Source organism: Bradyrhizobium sp. HKCCYLRH3073 (assembly GCF_051167995.1).
GTDB lineage: Bacteria > Pseudomonadota > Alphaproteobacteria > Rhizobiales > Xanthobacteraceae > Bradyrhizobium.
In genome coordinates, this window is sequence record NZ_JBNPUD010000018.1 from 41,021 (window position 1) to 57,400 (window position 16,380).

Annotated in this window: 11 protein-coding genes; 5 read left to right on the forward strand and 6 right to left on the reverse strand. The window is 65.9% G+C overall.

What is annotated here, in order from left to right; genetic code table 11:
• Positions 1-5: 5 nt before the first annotated feature.
• A complete protein-coding gene (locus ACQR1X_RS29205; RefSeq protein WP_434900133.1) occupies positions 6-854 on the forward strand; it encodes a tetratricopeptide repeat protein in 849 nt (282 codons plus the stop codon).
• Here the strand turns inward: ACQR1X_RS29205 and ACQR1X_RS29210 are convergent.
• The 3 genes from ACQR1X_RS29210 to ACQR1X_RS29220 all read right to left on the reverse strand — a co-directional run bounded on the left by ACQR1X_RS29210 (position 844) and on the right by ACQR1X_RS29220 (position 4,769).
• Positions 844-1,554, reverse strand: coding sequence for a hypothetical protein (locus tag ACQR1X_RS29210; RefSeq protein WP_316236793.1), 711 nt, complete (start codon positions 1,552-1,554; stop codon positions 844-846). The genes ACQR1X_RS29205 and ACQR1X_RS29210 overlap by 11 nt on opposite strands.
• 89 nt (positions 1,555-1,643) lie before the next feature.
• Positions 1,644-3,206 (reverse strand): TadE/TadG family type IV pilus assembly protein, encoded by a 1,563-nt coding sequence (locus ACQR1X_RS29215; protein WP_315801819.1) that lies wholly within the window; start codon positions 3,204-3,206, stop codon positions 1,644-1,646.
• 360 nt (positions 3,207-3,566) lie between these two features.
• Positions 3,567-4,769, reverse strand: coding sequence for an ABC transporter substrate-binding protein (locus ACQR1X_RS29220; protein WP_434900134.1), 1,203 nt, complete (start codon positions 4,767-4,769; stop codon positions 3,567-3,569).
• A 146-nt stretch (positions 4,770-4,915) separates the two neighbouring features.
• On the opposite strand from ACQR1X_RS29220, the gene ACQR1X_RS29225 reads away from it, so the two are divergent.
• Positions 4,916-5,590 (forward strand): GntR family transcriptional regulator, encoded by a 675-nt coding sequence (locus tag ACQR1X_RS29225; protein ID WP_434900135.1) that lies wholly within the window; start codon positions 4,916-4,918, stop codon positions 5,588-5,590.
• A gap of 464 nt (positions 5,591-6,054) precedes the next feature.
• Positions 6,055-6,204, forward strand: a complete 150-nt coding sequence (locus ACQR1X_RS29230) for a hypothetical protein (protein ID WP_316179605.1) — start codon at positions 6,055-6,057, stop codon at positions 6,202-6,204.
• A 105-nt stretch (positions 6,205-6,309) separates the two neighbouring features.
• Here the strand turns inward: ACQR1X_RS29230 and ACQR1X_RS29235 are convergent, their stop codons facing one another.
• A complete protein-coding gene (locus ACQR1X_RS29235) occupies positions 6,310-7,209 on the reverse strand; it encodes a LysR family transcriptional regulator (protein WP_315801823.1) in 900 nt (299 codons plus the stop codon).
• 113 nt (positions 7,210-7,322) lie between these two features.
• Between ACQR1X_RS29235 and ACQR1X_RS29240 the strand changes: the two genes are divergently transcribed.
• Positions 7,323-8,912 (forward strand): NADH-quinone oxidoreductase subunit L, encoded by a 1,590-nt coding sequence (locus ACQR1X_RS29240; protein WP_315801824.1) that lies wholly within the window; start codon positions 7,323-7,325, stop codon positions 8,910-8,912.
• 13 nt (positions 8,913-8,925) lie between these two features.
• Entirely contained in the window at positions 8,926-11,454 is a 2,529-nt protein-coding gene (locus tag ACQR1X_RS29245) for a YbcC family protein (protein WP_315801825.1), read from the forward strand.
• Positions 11,455-11,500: 46 nt separating this feature from the next.
• On the opposite strand, the gene ACQR1X_RS29250 is transcribed toward ACQR1X_RS29245, so the two are convergent.
• Positions 11,501-14,305, reverse strand: coding sequence for a di-heme-cytochrome C peroxidase (locus ACQR1X_RS29250; protein WP_434900136.1), 2,805 nt, complete (start codon positions 14,303-14,305; stop codon positions 11,501-11,503).
• Positions 14,306-14,492: 187 nt separating this feature from the next.
• Positions 14,493-16,286 (reverse strand): adenylate/guanylate cyclase domain-containing protein, encoded by a 1,794-nt coding sequence (locus ACQR1X_RS29255; protein ID WP_315801827.1) that lies wholly within the window; start codon positions 16,284-16,286, stop codon positions 14,493-14,495.
• Between the last annotated feature and the right edge of the window lie 94 nt (positions 16,287-16,380).

A 16,380-nucleotide genomic window follows, 5' to 3' on the forward strand; every position in this document is an offset into this window, starting at 1 on the left:
CAGACGTGAGTGAACGGCGGAAAAATCAGCAGGCGCAGGCGCTGCAGGAGGCGATCCACGCGCTGCGTGCACGGCAGTTCGCCCGCGCCGAGCAGATCGCCGCCTCGATCCTGCGCACGGCCAGGACCGATCGTGCCGCGCTGCTCGTTCATGCCCATGCGCTGCTGGGCCAGCACCGCGCAAACGAGGCGATCGTGCCGCTGGAGAAGGCGGTGCTCCGCGGCAGCGATCCGGAACTCGAGACGCTGCTCGGCGCCGCCTTGTGCGAGTCCAGACGCGCCGCCGACGGCATCGCGCAGCTGCGCAAGACCGCGGCGCGGCGGCCGCCTTTTCTGCCGGCGTTCCAGGAGCTGGCGGGGCGGCTTGCCAAGTCGGGGCAGCTTGGTGAATCCATCGCCGTGATCGAGGAGGCGCTGACGCTGTCACCCGACAGCGTCGACCTCCAGCTCGATCTCGGACGCCTCTCTCTTCAGGCCAATGACCGCGTTCGTGCCCGCACGCACCTGCTGGCGGCGCGCGAGGCCGCGCCGGGACGGCCCGACATCCTGATCGAGCTCGCCTGGGTGCAGTTCCTCGACGGCGACTATGCCGAGGCCGCAGGCACCTACCGCCATGCGCTCGGGCTGCGGCCGGAGGACACGCAGACCCGCGCCAATCTCGCGATGTGTCTCGCCGAGATGGGGGATCGCGATGGCGCCCAGGCTGCGCTGCGCACGGCGGTGCGCGGCCGGCCGCATCTGCTGACCCGCGCGGCCTATACGCTCGCCGTCACCTCGCACGGCCGTTTCTTCTTCCGTCCGAGCGACGCTGCCAGATTCCTGCAGATCGACGGCGCTGCGACAGCTAAGCCCTGAACCGCTTGCGATAGACGCCGGTCTCGCGCTTCAGCGCATCGCGCACCTCGTGGATCTCGGCGATCTCCTCTTCGGTGAAGGCCGAGGTCTGCATCGCCCATGCCTGCCGCTTCACCGGAATGCATTGCGCGACCGGCGTTCCTCTCGGGATCAGGCCACGGAACGCCGTGTCATGCCAGTGCGCCGGGAAGTGCACGAACGAGTCGTGAAAGCGGTCGCTGTCGACCAATCCGGTCAAGGTGGTGAAGGGCAGGTCGAAGCGGTTGACGGGATGCGTGAACAGCAATGCCCAGCCCTCCGGCGACTCGATCGTCCACAGATTGTGAAACTTGAGCAGGAAGCGGTCGGCCTCGAACAGCGGCGAGCCCGTGACCTGGGCGACGTCGTGGAAGCTGATCGGCGAGCGCGGAAAATCGATCGCACCGCCCGGCGGCAGCTCGTTGTCCCAGCTGATGCCGCCATCCTCGACCGTGAGATCGCAGATCAGCGGAATGAGGAAGCCGGTCGTCATCGCGTCGATGAAGGGCGGGCAGCGCTTGACGGTCTGCTCCTCGGCCTGGTTGAGCGCGCTGAACGCGGTGGCCGGCATCGTCTTGACCCAGTCGGGAACGCCCATCGGCGCCGGTACCGGCTGCGGAATGAGGTCTTCGAGCTCCTTCGGACACCGGAATTTCAGCATGAGCGGTTCAGTCTCGGACATCGGCGCCGCGGTTCTCCTGGGGACGACGGCAGATGTCTACGCCTTCGCCGCCGAAAGTCCAACCGGCCGAGCCTGGGCCTGGCGATGCTCTATCTCGTCAGATGCGCCTCGGACACCGCATGATTGAACATCGCGTTCAGCGCCGACGTGATGTCGGCGGGCGTGTTCGCAGTATAGAAGAATCCTGGCGAGGCGCAGGCCTTCAGGCTCGGCGGAATCGAAGGAATGTTGCTGTTGGCATAGTCGTCTTCGTCACCGGCGAAGGATGCGTTCACCGGATTGATCACCTGGTAGGGTATGTAGAGCACGGAAATGATGATGCCGCGGTTCTTCAGCGGTGTGCAGGAGGTGTTCGGATCGATCACGGTGGCATGGTTGCTGCCTGACCATGAGCCATTGGGGACGCCCTTGACCTGCGGGTCCTGTGCGCCGTCGGTGACCAGGAATACGTAGGGCAGGGTGTTGGTCGAAGCGCTGCCGTTGCCGACACTGACGATCAGGTTGTTGACGCTGGAGAGGGCCGTGTCGATGTGCGTGCCGCCCGAGCCCAGAGATGCGTTGGTGTTGGTGTCGAGCAGGGTCGCGAGGTTGGCGGCTGCATAGTTGATGGTGGTCGAATCCGACGTCGAGCCGTTGATGCTGCTGGTGAGCGGGAAGTAGGAATAGAGATAGCGAATGAAGGGATAGAGACCGATCCGGAACTGGTTGCTGACCTTCTTGGTGTTGTTCGCAGTGACGAACAGCTGGTTCACGGCATAGCCCACCGCATCCAGCCGCAGCTGGATGCAAGAATCCGTCCCGTCGGTCGGACAGTTCGCAACGGTCGCCAGGTTCTTGTACAGCGAGTTCGGCAGGCCGGACACGATCGACGACGGCAGTTGAACGCCCTTGGGGTTGTTCTTGTTGGTGGTCAGCAGGCTCTTGTAGCCGCTCTGGCTGACGCGCGAGATCGCATAGCCCAGGCAATAGTTGTTGGTAGGATATCCCTGGGTCCCCGTATCGGTGCACGCGCTGTTCTGCGGCGAGAAGTGGCACGCCAGCGTGCACCCCGTGGGGTATTGCCGGTAGTTGTCCGGGCTGATCGCCTGCATGCGCTGCGCTTCGGCCGATGTCGACGGCAGGCCCATCGAGCCGGAGACGTCCAGCGTCAAGTAGAAGTCGAGATAGAGCGGCAGGGTGACGGAGGAGGACGATTGGCCGCTGACCGTCAGATTCTGATAGCCGATCACCGTCAGGAACGTGGCCGGCACGTTGGCGGTGAATTGCACCTGCGACGTCAGTGTGGACCCACTCTTGGTGACGGTGCTGGTCTCAGACGTCAATGTGTAGCCTTGAAAGGTAGAGGCGTTGCCCTTGAAGATGTTGTCCGCCTCGGAGACCCCGGCGGTAACGGTTCCGTCCGACGTCATCGCCATCGCCGCTGCATAGCCTGCCGAGTTGACCGAGATCGAGGCGATGCTCGCGGCATCGGCCGCAGACTGGAGCCTGATCTTCATGCGCATGGCCATGGAGTAGTCGGTCGCGCATCCGATCGCCGTGAGAATCGGCAACAGCGCCAGCGCGAATGTGACCGCGATATTGGCCTTGCTGTCGCGGGAGAAGCGCGCGATGGCGGCGATCGCCCGGCTCGCTGGTCGGCTGATATCCGTCATGCTCTTCCTCAAAAGATCCCGTTGGGGCGGTGAGGACCTGTATTCTTTTCCTTGTTGGCGCTTCCCTGCGGCGATCATCTCCGCGACTGCTTCAAGGAGACCTGCAGTGAGAACCGGGCACGAGCTCCGCCCGCTCCCCGGTCGTGAGCAGAGGGGTACGCCGTCGCGCGCGGGACCACATGTGGATGTATGCGGACGCCGATTGCGAATTCGGTTGACCTGCGACGAAACATCGCAGGCGACTGTTGCGATTTTGTTTACGTGGCGAGAGAGAGGCGCCGTCCTCCAATACCGTGCCAGCCCATGCATGCACCTGTCGTCAGCGCGGAGCCGCGCCGACGATCCACGGAGCAGCCGCCGCTACTTGGTCGACAGCACCTCGCCGAACCGCTCCCACTGCTTGCCGGTGAAGCGCATGAACTGCACCTGCTCGACCGGGAGGTGGTCGCTCTCGCTGGTGCTGACCTTGATGCCCGGCAGCAGCATCGGCAGCTCCAGATCCTTGATCGACAGCGCCTGCCGCAAAATGTTCTCGCGCGACAGATCGTTGCCCGCGGCCTTCAGCACCTGCTCGAGCACCATGCCGTTGTTGTAGCCGTTGACGTAGTTGGAATCGCGGATGTCGCCGTCCGGCACGTATTTCGCCATGTATTCGCGCCAGCCCTTGACGCCGGCATCGTCCGCCCAGGCCGGATCCAGAGGATCCTTGACATAGGCCGTCGAGATGATGCCTTTGCCGGCTTCGAGGCCCGCGGGCTCCATCACTGACGACATCCACACCGAGACGTTGGTCAGGAACGTCAGCGGGCGCCAGTTGATCTCGTGGATCTTGCGGATCGCCTGCGCGGCGAATTTCGGCGTCGCAGCGATGATCAGCGCATCGGCGCCGGTCGATTTCAGTTTCACGATCTGCGAGTCGATGGTCGGATCGGTCGACTCGTAGCTTGCGACGGTCACCGCGCTGTCGAAACGCTCGCCCAGCACGTCCTTCAGCCCGGCGAGATAGTCGCGACCAAAATCGTCATTCTGCGCGAGAATGGCAAAGGTCGCATCCGGCTTCTTCTGCAGAGCGTAGCGCGCATACATCCGAGCCTCGTTGCGGAACGGCGCCATCACCCCCATCAAGGCCAGCGGAAACTGCTGGGGATCACCGAACTTCGAGGCGCCCGAGGCCACGAACAGCTGCGGCACCTTCTTGCCCTGGAGATACTTGGCGATCGCAGTGTTGTGCGCGGTGCCCATGGTCGAGAAGATGAACGACACCTCTTCGCTCTCGACCAGCCGTCGCGTCTGCTCCACGGTCTTGGGCGGCACGTAGCTGTCGTCCAGCGAGATCAGGTTGACCTTGCGGCCGTTGATGCCGCCGCGGTCGTTGACCATCTTGAAATAGGCCACCTCGCCTTTGCCGAGGATGCCGAAGGCGGACACCGGCCCGCTATAGGGCATGGTCTGTCCAATGCGGATCTCGGTGGCGGTGACGCCCGGCTGATCCTCCGCCCGCACGGGCGCGGCGTGGACGGACGCGACGACGAACAATCCTGCCGCTGCGATGGCGCTTCGCATGGAGACCTCCCTGATGGCCGCGCTGTCGGCGGCGTTTTGGCGCTGAGCATAGGGGGAGGTTGAGGGCCGTGCAATTAAAATATACTTTTTTATAAAAATGTACTTTCTGGCTCTGCTAGTATGAATTGTTTCGCGAAAGTGAGTCGATGTCCGGCAGCGCCACCCAGACCGTCTACGAGCAGTTGCGTGCCAGCCTGCTCGCCGGCCTCTATCGTCCGGAGGAGAAGCTGAAGATCAGCGAGCTCGGATCAGCTTTCTCGGTCAGCACCGGGGCGATCCGCGAGGCGTTGGCGCGGCTCACGGCGGAGGGGCTGGTGACGGCTACGCCGCAGCGCGGCTTTCGCGTGGCGCCGGTCTCGGTGGCCGATCTGCGCGATCTGACCGACATGCGCGTCGAGATCGAGACCAAGTGCCTGCGCCGCGCCATCGCCAACGGTGATCTCGCCTGGGAGACCACGGTCGTTGCCGCGCATCACCGTCTGACCGGGACGCCGATCGCGGCCCATGACGGCAGCTTCTCGCCGGCCTGGATGCTGGCGCACGCCGATTTTCATGCCGCGTTGGCCCAGGCCTGTGGCAGCGCCTGGATGATGCGGGTGCGTGATCTCCTGTTTGCGCACAATGAGCGCTATCTCGATCTTGCCCGCAAGACCGATCGGGGCAACCGCGATGCCGCGCGTGAGCATCGCGAACTGATGGAGGCGGCGCTGTCGCGCGACACCGAGCGCGCGGTGATGCTCATGACGGCGCATCTCGACAAGACCCGGGACACGATCGAGGCGGCGCTGCTCGCAGCGACGGCGATGAACGAGGCGAAGTAGGACCCTATCAGGACGCAGACGGCGAACGTCTTCGACGCGATCCGTCCCTAACCGGATGTCACCAGCCGAATGAATGAGGGTAGCCTGACGGCTGCGGACACTTCATTCGGGGGGCGATGTACTTCCGCTGAGAAGCGTCGAACTAAGCGCGCCGCGCGTAGATGCGATCGCTCGGCGCGACGCGAACCACCATGCCTCGAGCGCGGTCGTAGTCCACCCTTGTCGTCGACATCATCCGTCAAGCGCGAGCTGTTAAGAAGGTTCAACCTTTTCGAGCGCCGACGCTTCCCTCGTCCCGATGCATTTGTGAATCCGCCGTCAGTGTTAATCGGGCTTCATGCCGGGCTTGCTGTGCATTCAAGGATGCATTCACCACGCGCCGATCTCTCCAAGTTTGGAAACGTCCCGGTAACGCGCCGTCCCGCTAGTGGCGTCCACTAACGACATTCCTGGAGGAGACATTGATGATTATGAAGATTGCGCGGAAGCTGGTTGGTCCCCACGCGCTCAATTCCGGCTTCGGTCTGGTGACCATGTTCTCATTGACCGGCGTGGTCGCTTCACTCGTGCTGGTCCAGCACGGGGTGAATGTCAGCCCGCCCGCGATGTTCTGATCGGACTGCTGCCGACCCGGCCCCAGTCGGTAGTTGGTCCGCAGGACTCACCCGTCCCGAGGCGGGCTGCCTGCAACCTCTCTCGAGACAAGCTGTCACCGACAGTCATTCGGGCCGTGAACCGGTCTTCCTGGCGCGCGATCCGATCAGCTCGGCGACGAGCGGATTGGCGTAGCGGCGCTGCTGGCTCACGGCAAAGAACTGCTCCTTCAGCGCACTCAGCCGCGCGCGCTCGACGAGCGTGCCGGAGCGCAACTCGTCGATCACGACGATCGACGGCACCAATGTGACGGTGCCGCTCTCGCGGGCCATCAGGCGCAGCATCGCCATGTCGTCGACCTCGGCGGCGATGATCGGGCGGATCCCGCCCGATCCGACTAGCGCATCGAAGGCCGAGCGCAGCGCGCTGCCTCGGCCGGGCAGGATCACGGGCGTCGTCGCGAGATCCTGCGGAAAGCGGAATCGCGCGGGCCTGGTCGGCTTGCGGCCGACGAGGCTGACGCGCTGTTCGTCGATCAGTGTGTTCTCGAAACTGCTGCGCATGTCCGGCGCTGCCGGATGGTTGGCGAGCACGAGGTCGAGCTTGTGGGAATCGAGCTGCTCCAGGAGCTCGGCGAACTGGCCGGTGCGGATGATCAGCTCAACGTCGACCCGCGCGATCAGCGGCTTCAGGAAGGCGATCTGGAAGTTGCGCGACAGGTTCGCCGCGGCGCCGACCCGCAGCAACTGTCGTCCCGGCCGTAGGCCCGACAGCGTCTCGATCAGCTCATGGCCGGACTTGAACACGCTGCCGGCATAGTCGAGCGCGATGCGCCCGGCCTCGGTGAGCTGCAGAGTGCGGCCGGTGCGCTCGAACAGCTTCTGCCCGAGCTGCGCCTCCAGCGCCTTGATCTGTACCGAGAGAGAGGAGGGCGAGACGTTGAGCCGCTGCGCGGCGCGGCTCATGCTGCCTTCGCTGGCGATGACCCAGAAATAGCGCAGGTGATGGTAGTTCAGGTGCGGCATGGCATCGTTCTATATTTTATAACGATCAGGTTCAATCATTGAAATTTTAAGAAGCATCGTGGGCCGGTAAAGCAGGGGGCAGCCGTCTCATTTGATCAACCTGTCGAGCCGTCATGAACCCGCTCATTCCCTGCCTCGCGGCGCTTGCGCCGCTCACGCTGTGTGTCGCCGCACTTGTGGGCATCCACGCCAGCGCCCGTGACGTTGCTCGCCGCGCGATCCTCGCCGCGGCGATCGCCTTCGGCATCGCGACGGTCGCGAGCCTCGCTGCGGCCGTCGTCGGGGCAGGGCGGACGCCGCTGCTTGGCGGATACGACCTCGGGCTGTCGCTTCAGCTCGACGCGCTCGGCGCCATCCTCTCGGTTCTCGTCAGCTTCATCGGCATGGTCGTGGTGCGCTACAGCCGCAACTATCTCGACGGCGATCCAGGTCAGGTCCGGTTCACGCGCTGGCTGCTGCTGACCCTCGCCGCGGTGCTGACACTGCTGATCGCGGGCAATCTGGTGCTTCTGCTCGCCGCCTGGGTCGCGACGAGCCTTTCGCTCGGCAAGCTGCTGTTGTTCTACGAGACCCGGCCGGCTGCGATCCGCGCCTCGCGCAAGAAGTTCGTCGCGAGCCGGCTCGGCGACGCCTGCCTCGCACTCGCTGCGCTGCTGCTCTACATCCGGTTCGGCACGCTGGAGATTGCCGGCCTCGTCGCCCACGCCCGGGCGGGCGAGGGGGTTGGCTCGGCGATCGTCACGATTGCAGCGCTCCTGATCGTCGCGACCGCCATGCTGAAATCCGCCCAGCTGCCGCTGCATGGCTGGCTGATCGAGGTGATGGAGACGCCGACGCCGGTGTCGGCGCTGCTGCATGCCGGCATCATCAATGCCGGCGGCTTCCTGGTGCTCAGGCTCAGCGACGTGCTGCTGCTGGCCACGCCCGCGCTCGACGTCCTCGCGATCGTCGGCGGCGCCACCGCGCTGTTCGGCTCGCTGGTGATGCTGACGCAGACCTCGGTGAAGGTGCAACTGGCCTATTCGACGGTGGCGCAGATGGGCTTCATGCTGCTGCAATGCGGGCTCGGCGCCTTCTCCGCGGCGCTGCTGCACATCGTGGCGCACTCGCTCTACAAGGCGCATGCCTTCCTGTCCTCGGGCAGCATCATCGATCTTGCCCGGGCGTCCTGGACACCGAGCCCCGGCGGCCAGCCGCACGCGGCACGGCTGATCCTGGCGCTGGTCGCCGTGATCGGGCTCGCGCTGCTCACCGGGTTCGCCTTCGGCATGACCTTGCGCACCAACCCGGCGCAGATCGCACTCGGCTCGGTGCTGCTGATGGGGCTCGTTCACCTGATGGCCAACGCCATCGACGAGCGGCCGAACGCCTTCGTCGTCGCTCGCGCCGCGGTCACCGCGGCCGGTGTCGCGATCGTCTACTTCGCGCTGCAGGCCGCGATGGCCTGGCTGGTCGGGGGCAGCATCCCGGCTGCACGGCCGGTCGACGGCATCGTGCCGATGCTGATCGCGGCCGCCGTCGTCGTGTCGTTCGCGGCCGTCACCGTGTTCCAGAACCAGATGATGCGCCGCGCCGACGCGCCGTTCTGGATCGCGGCCTACGTCCACCTGCGCAACGGCCTCTATCTCAACACGCTCGCCAACCGTCTCGTGCTGACCTTAGGGCCGAGGCATTCGACCGCACGTCTCCCGTCCAACCAGTGATCCGAGATCTCCGATGACCCAGGCCGCCCTCGCCATGTCCATGGCCGATCCGCTCGACACCCCCGCCGATGCCGGGCTCATGGCCCGCATCGACAGCGCCTGTCAGCGGGTCGCGCCGCTGTGGCCGCTGAAGCACTTCGTCGCGGTCAATCCGTTCCTCGGCTTCACCGGCCAAAGCTTCGCGGCGACCGCCGCCACCTTCGAGCGCGTGGTGCGCACGCGCATGCTGATGCCGCGGGCGTATTACCGGCAGGCGCTCGATGACGGCCGGATCGACGATGCCGCGCTGACGCAGGCTCTCATGTCGCATCCATCCATGGGCCTCGACGTCGAACAGCTCAAGAGCAAGGCTCTTGCCGAGGCCGCGCAGTCGTCGCCGCCCGCCGTGGTCGCGACCGTCGCCGAGGTGCTCGACCGGCTCGCCGAGGGCGACCGCTACGTCTCGCTTGTCGCCTTCATGATCGACGAGATCTCGGCCTTCTGCGCCACCTATTTCGACGAGGGGCAGGCGAGCTGGCCGAGCCCAGTGCGCAAGCTCAAGCCCTACGCGGCCTGGCGCAAATTCGCGGCCTACGATCGCAATCCCGAGGCGATGGGCCTTGCGGGATTCCGCAAAGCTGTCGCCGAGCTGCCGGCGGATCCGGTGCAGGCGATCGGCCTGATCGTCGACCGGCTGGGAATCCCGGATCGCGCCGTCGAGGACTATCTGGTGCGGGCGCTGTTCGATCTCGGCGGCTGGTCGGCCTATGCGCGCTATATCGGCTGGAACGCGCAGCTCGATGGCCGGCGGGACGATACGCTGCTGGAGCTCCTGACGATCCGGCTCGCCTGGGGCTTTGCGCTGTTCCAGGCCCGGACCGATGAGGCGTTCAAGGCGGCCTGGGCGCAGGCGATGGCCGAGGCCTCCCGGCTGCCGGCCGATCATCGCCTCGAGGAGACGCCAGAGCTCGCGATCGATCTCGTCCTTCACGAGGCCTATGAGATCGCATTTCGGGAGAAGCTTGTCGCGCGGCTCGCCGCGCACGGCGCGCATGGCTCGATCACGCAGCTGCCGGCCCGGCCGCTGGTCCAGGCCGCGTTCTGCATCGACGTGCGCTCGGAGATCTTCCGCCGCGCGCTGGAGACCGCCTATCCGGAAGCCGAGACCATCGGCTTCGCCGGTTTCTTCGGCTTCCCGATCGAATACGTGCCGATTGGCCACACCAGAGGCGGCGCGCAATGCCCGGTGCTGCTGAAGCCCGCCTTCATCGTCTGCGAGGCCGTCAAGGGCGCCGACGATGTCGAGGAGGCCGAGGTGCTCGGCCTGCGGCTGCTGCGGCGGCGCGCGGCCAAGGCATGGAAGTCGTTCAAGGTCTCGGCCGTGTCGTCGTTCTCCTTCGTGGAGGCTGCGGGCCTCGGCTTCGCCGCCAAGATCGCGACCGATAGCGCCGGCGTCACACGGCCGGTGCCGTCGCCGGTCGTAGATGGTCTCGATCCGGAGGTCGCCTCGCGGGTGATGCCGCAACTGACGCCCGGCGAACTCGGCGGGCGCGTGACCGGCTTCGACGACGTGCAGCGCGTCGCGATGGCGGAGGCGGTGCTGAAGGCGATGTCGCTGACCGGGCCGTTCGCGCGGCTCGTGCTACTGGCCGGCCACGGCAGCACGACGGTCAACAATCCGCACGCCTCCGGGCTCGATTGCGGCGCCTGCGGCGGTCATACGGGCGAAGCCAACGCGCGTGTCGCGGCAGCCGTGCTCAACGACCGGCGCGTCCGCGAGGGCCTCCGTGCCAAGGACATCGACATTCCCGCCGACTGCTGGTTCATCGGCGCGCTGCACGACACCACCACCGATGCGGTCACGCTGTTCGATGAGGACGACGTTCCGGCGGCGCTCGCGCAGGACCTCGCGCGGCTGAGGGCGCGGCTGACCGAGGCCGGACGGCTGGCGCGGCTCGAGCGCAGCGCGCTGCTCGGCATCCGCGACGCCTCGGATGTCGACGAGGCCGTCGTCGCGCGCACCCGCGACTGGTCGCAGGTGCGGCCGGAATGGGGGCTCGCCGGCAACGCCGCCTTCATCGCCGCGCCGCGCAGCTTCACCCGCGGGCTTGACCTCGGCGGCCGCGTCTTCCTGCACTCCTACGAGGCGGGGCGCGACGAGGGACATCGGACGCTCGAACTGATCATGACGGCGCCGATGGTGGTCGCGAGCTGGATCAATCTGCAGTACTACGGCTCGACCGTGAACAATGCCGCCTTCGGCAGCGGCAACAAGGTGCTGCACAACATCGTCGGGCAACTCGGCGTGCTCGAGGGCAATGCCGGCGATCTCCGGGTCGGACTGCCCTGGCAGTCGGTGCATGACGGCACCCGCTTCATCCACGAGCCGGTTCGCCTGAACGTGTTCATCGCCGCGCCGGAGAGTGCGATGGACGAGATCATGCAACGCCACCAGGGCGTCCGCGATCTCGTCGCCAACGGCTGGGTGATGCTGCATTCGCTGAGCGAGCAGGGCACGACCATCCGGCGGTGCCTACGCCCCGGTCTCTGGAGAGCGGCATGACGCGCTGGCGCGCCTCGCCGTCGGCAAGGCGCGCCGCTTCACATCCTCACAACGTCTTCAGATATTCGATGAGGTCCCAGCGCTCGTCCTCCGAGAAGGCACCGCCGATGATGCCGTTCGGATAATCCTTGTTGGGCTTGGTCGGGCCTTCGAAGGAATGACCGAGCGTGCTGTTGCCCTTGATCGGCTTGCCGTTGGAATCATTGGCCATGAACAGCGTCTGTCCGACCTTGCACGCGCTCTCGCCGCCCTTCGGCACGGCGAAGCCGACCGGCTTCGGGTCATAGTCGCGCGCGCCCTGGCAGAACGACGTCGGCCGCTCGGCAGCCGGCGTCAGCAGCCAGTACAGCGACGGCACTGAGCCGTTGTGCAGATAGGGCGCGGTCGCCCAGACGCCGTTGAGCGGGCGGGCGCGATAGCTCTTGCCGGCCGGGTTGGGGCAGTTCCTGCGATCGCCCCACAATGCGGCCCGCTCTGCCTCGGAGAGCTTGCGGTCTTCCATCCATTTGTCACTGGCCTTCTGCACGACGGCCATCAGCGCCAGCGCATAGGGCATGTCTGTGGTCGAGTCCTGCGGCAGGTTGCAGCCCTTCAGGTCCTTGGCCGGATCGACCTCGAGGAAGCCTGCCACCCTGACCTTGCGGTTGGCGAGAATGCTCGCCTGTCCAGGGTCGGTCTGCATCGCGTCGACCGGCTTCTGCACGAGGTCGAGGATCGGGCCCTTGGCATTCCAGCCCTTGCTCTCCCAGTCATCGGCCGGCTTGATCTTCCAGAAGCTCTTGTCCGGATAGGTCTTGTCGAACACGGTGTCGGCGACCGGCCCGAGATGGCACTCGACGCAGATCGTTGCATAGAGCTTCCGGCCGCGTTCGACGCGGGCCGGATCGATCTTCCAGGCGTCGTCGCCGGCGAACAGTTTCTCCGGCCATTTCGGCGAGGTCAGCCCGCCGAACGCGGGCGTCGTCGTCGCGAACGGATCGGGACCGCGCAGCATGTTCTCGATGTAGAGCAGATTTTCGATCGCCATCGACGAGCGCCACAGCTTGTCCCGTGCGGTCTCCGGCGAGAGGTTGATCTGTGCAAACACGCCGAGCGCCTCGCCGGCATTGCGGATCAAGGGCTGCGCGATCGAGCCGTCATACTGCGCCCAGGAGAACCACGGCACCGTCCAGATGGGCGGATACGACACCGGCGCGTCGATGGCCTCCTGGTTGCCGAGCATGTTCGGCAGGCCGCTCACGGCCATGTCGAGATAGAACACCTGGTTGCCGATGCGGTTGAGTGCATCGAGCCTGCCGAAGCCTTCCTCGGTCTCGATCTGCTTCTTGGCCTTGATCGTGTCCTTGTAGTTCTTGGCCTGCATGTTGAGCGCGAAGGAGGTCGCGTCCTTCAGCCCCTTCTTCAGGGCGTCGCGATCGGCATCGGTTGCATTGGGCCCAAGCACGCGATCGGCAAAGCGCGAGAAGCGTCCGGGCACGTATTGCGTGAAGATCATCGCAAAACCCATGGCTTCTTCCAGCTTGCGCAGGTCGACCATGCCGGGGCCGCCGTCGAAGCGCACGCTCACGCCTTTGTAGTGAATGCTGCCGGCGTGGCAGGCCGCGCAGGTGAGGCCGATCTTGTCGGATTGCGGCGCACCGGTGGTGGGATCGGCAGCGCCAGTGAGCCGCGCGAAGCCGACCGGCAGGCCGCCTTCATTGCCGGCCGGGGTCGGCTTGAGGCCGGCGGGCAGCGGCGCGGCGGGTTCGGTCTTGGCAGCCGTGGCGGCGTAGCCGAACGGCCGGAGGACGCTTGGGTCGCCGTCGACGCTCTTCGGGCTCGGGATGAAGCCGAAACGTTCGAGATAGGCGCTGTCGGAGATCAGGCCGGGCGCGCCGAACGGCGTCAGATAAGGCTGCTCCATCGCCATGAACCAGGCGTAGGGAATCGGGAAGGTCGCGGTGCCCTGCGTCACGTGGTGAAACCAGTGCCGGTCCTGCGTGCTCCAGCCCTGGTCGAGCCAGTAGGCCGCCTTGGTCGGCTCGGTCTCGGGCAGCGCGGGCGGCACCAGGGCCGCGGCATCGGACGGCAGGATGGAGCGTAGCTTGTCGCTCACCGCGTCCGGCGCGGCCACCCAGAGCAGCAGCAGCGCCAGCGCCGCGGCGACCGCGCCGCCGACGAGCGCCTTGCCGATGCGCCAGACGATGTTCGCGGGCTTGGGTTTGGCCATCAGCCGCGCGGCGATACGCTGCGGCAGGCGACGCTCGACGAACAGCGTGCGGACCTCGGCGACCGAGAGATAGCGGCCATCGCCGTCGCCCTTGCCGAGGATGTTCAGCAGCACCGGCCATTCGCCCTGCATCAGGATCGGGAAGTACCAGCGTGCCTGGTCGCCGTCGCGCGTCAGATTGGCCTTCATGAAGGTCTGGATCTGGGCCGCGTTGAGGCCGCGCTCGGTGCCCCCGTTGGGATCGGGATAGTCGCTGCCAAAGCTTGCGAAGCGGTCGATCTCCTCGGGATGGACCTTGGCCTCGGCGTCGAGGATGCGCGAGCCGCCGCCATGCTTGTCGAGCGGACCGTTGCGCAACTGGTCGAGATCGGCGCCGGACCACAGGCTCTTCAGGAGCCGCAGCGGCGACAGGCCGTTCGCGATCAGCGCCACGCCGAAGGTCTCGATGCCGACGAGCCGCTTCTTGAAGCCGGTCTCGCCGCTTGCCGCCTCGACCCGGTCGCCGATGGTCTTCAGCGGGACGCTGTGGCCGTCGACGAAGCCGCCGGCGACGAGCGCGCGCAGGAAGGGGCACGGGTTGTCGGACGAGACCGGAAGCTGTCCGGGCAGGGCGTCACGGGCGCGGGCGCTGTCTTCTTGCATCGAAGAACATCCTTGGAAAGCACCTGAGTGATGAAAACGAAATCACGCAAACAAACGAAGGCGGCGCCGAATTGCGCCGAGGAACGGGCGGGTCGGCCGCCGTCTGAACGCTACAATGCAATCGTGAATGATTGGAGTAACCCGCCCAAGTGTCAACCTCAAGTGTCAACCTCAAGTCGCGATCGCGCTATTCGCCCGCGAATTTGGCCTTGGTGTCCACGAGGGTGAGCTTGGTCAACGGGATGCCGGCCTTGGTGAGGCCGTCGCGATAATGCGCGATGTCAGCAGGATTGCGCCAGCGGATGTTGCTCAGGAGGCGCTCGATCGTCATCCACGGATGCTGGCTCAAAAGCGCCGCGACGGCCTCGCCGGCTTCGACCGAGCGTCCGAGCTGCGCCAGCGCGGCGGCGCGGATCGCGAGGCACTGAAGATGGTTCGGATTCTGATAGTGCGACTCCCGCGCCCAGGACAGCGAGGCGTCGTACTGGCCGAGCATGTAGTGGCTGAACGCGCTCAGCACCGACCATTGATAGCGCGGATCGCTGTTGCCGCGCTGGGCAGCGACCGAGAACAGCTCGATCGCCTGACGGTGCTCGCCGCCGACGAGATGGCAGACGCCAAGCACGCCGCGCGCACCCATGTCATAGGGATTGAGCTGCAGCGCCTTGCGCGCCGCCTCCATCCCGGCCTCGACCCGGCCCTGCATGGCATGGACATAGGCCAGCAGCGAATAGGAGAACGACGAGCGGGAATCGAGCCGGACACCGGCCTCGGCCAGCGCCATTGCCTCGTCCCACAGCTCCCGTGAATTCCTGATCCAGCCGAAATGGATGCCCTGCAGCAGGATGGTGCCGAGATAGGTGTGGGCGATCGCGAGACCTGGGTCGATCCTGATCGCCTCGCGGAACAGCGCGATCGAGCTCTCGTAGTCGGCCTTGGTCGGTTGGTAGTAGTGCGACAGCCCGCGCAGGAAGCGGTCCCACGCCGTGAGGTCGGTCGTCTTGGACCGCACCGGCACCGCGGCCTCGGCGCGGTAGATCTCGGGGATCAGCGCGGTGCACAGGTTGGCGGTGATGTCGTCCTGCACGGCAAACAGGTCGCCGATGTCGCGGTCGTAGCGGCCGGCCCACAGCTGCTCGCCGTTCTCCGGCGCGACCAGCTCGGCGGTGACCCTGATCTTGTCGCCGGAGCGCCGCACCGAGCCCTGGATGAGATAGGTCGCATCGATCTCGCGTGCGATCAGGCGGGCGCTCATGCCGGCATGCTTGAAGGCGAAGGTGGAGTTGCGGCTGAGCACCCGGAAGAACGACTGCAGCGACAGCGCATGGATGAGGTCCTCCGCCAGGCCGTCCGAGAAGTACTCGTCGGTCTCGCCGCTGAGATTGGCGAATGGCAGCACGCCGACGATGGCGGTCCGGTATTGCGCCGGCAGGGCCGTGGCGGACCGCTGCTCGCGTCTCTTCTCCGGCGAGGACGGATCCCAGGTCCAGACGTTGATCGTGTCTTCGATGTTCTTGAAGCGGAACGGCCCGCGGTCGACGAAGGTGACCGTGAGGTGCTTGCTGGCTTCCTGGTAGGCCTTGTGGGAGACGGCAATTCCGCCAGGCGGTGCTGCGGCTTCAAGTCGCACCGCAGTATTGACGCCGTCGCCGAATACCTCGTCCTCATCGAAGATGACGTCGCCCATGTTGAGGCCGAGGCGAAACTGCATCACGCGGTCGGCCGGCAAATGAGCATTGCGCTCGGCCATCAGCTTCTGCACCTCGACCGAGGCCGCGATGGCGCCGACGACGCTCGGAAATTCCAGGAGAAACCCGTCCCCTGTGTATTTCACGATGCGGCCGCCGTGATTGAGGATGATCGGGTGGATGGCGCCGCGATGCGCCTTGAACGCGGCATGGGTTCCCGCCTCGTCGGCGCCCATCATCCGCGAGTAACCGACCACATCGGCACAGACAATCGCGGCCAGCCGTCTCTCCATTCCGTCTTTGCTCCCACACACGGCGATACCACGGCAACAGCGGTCGAATCCAATCAATTTGCGGAAGCAATGTGTAGGCCATGTGGCGGGCCGG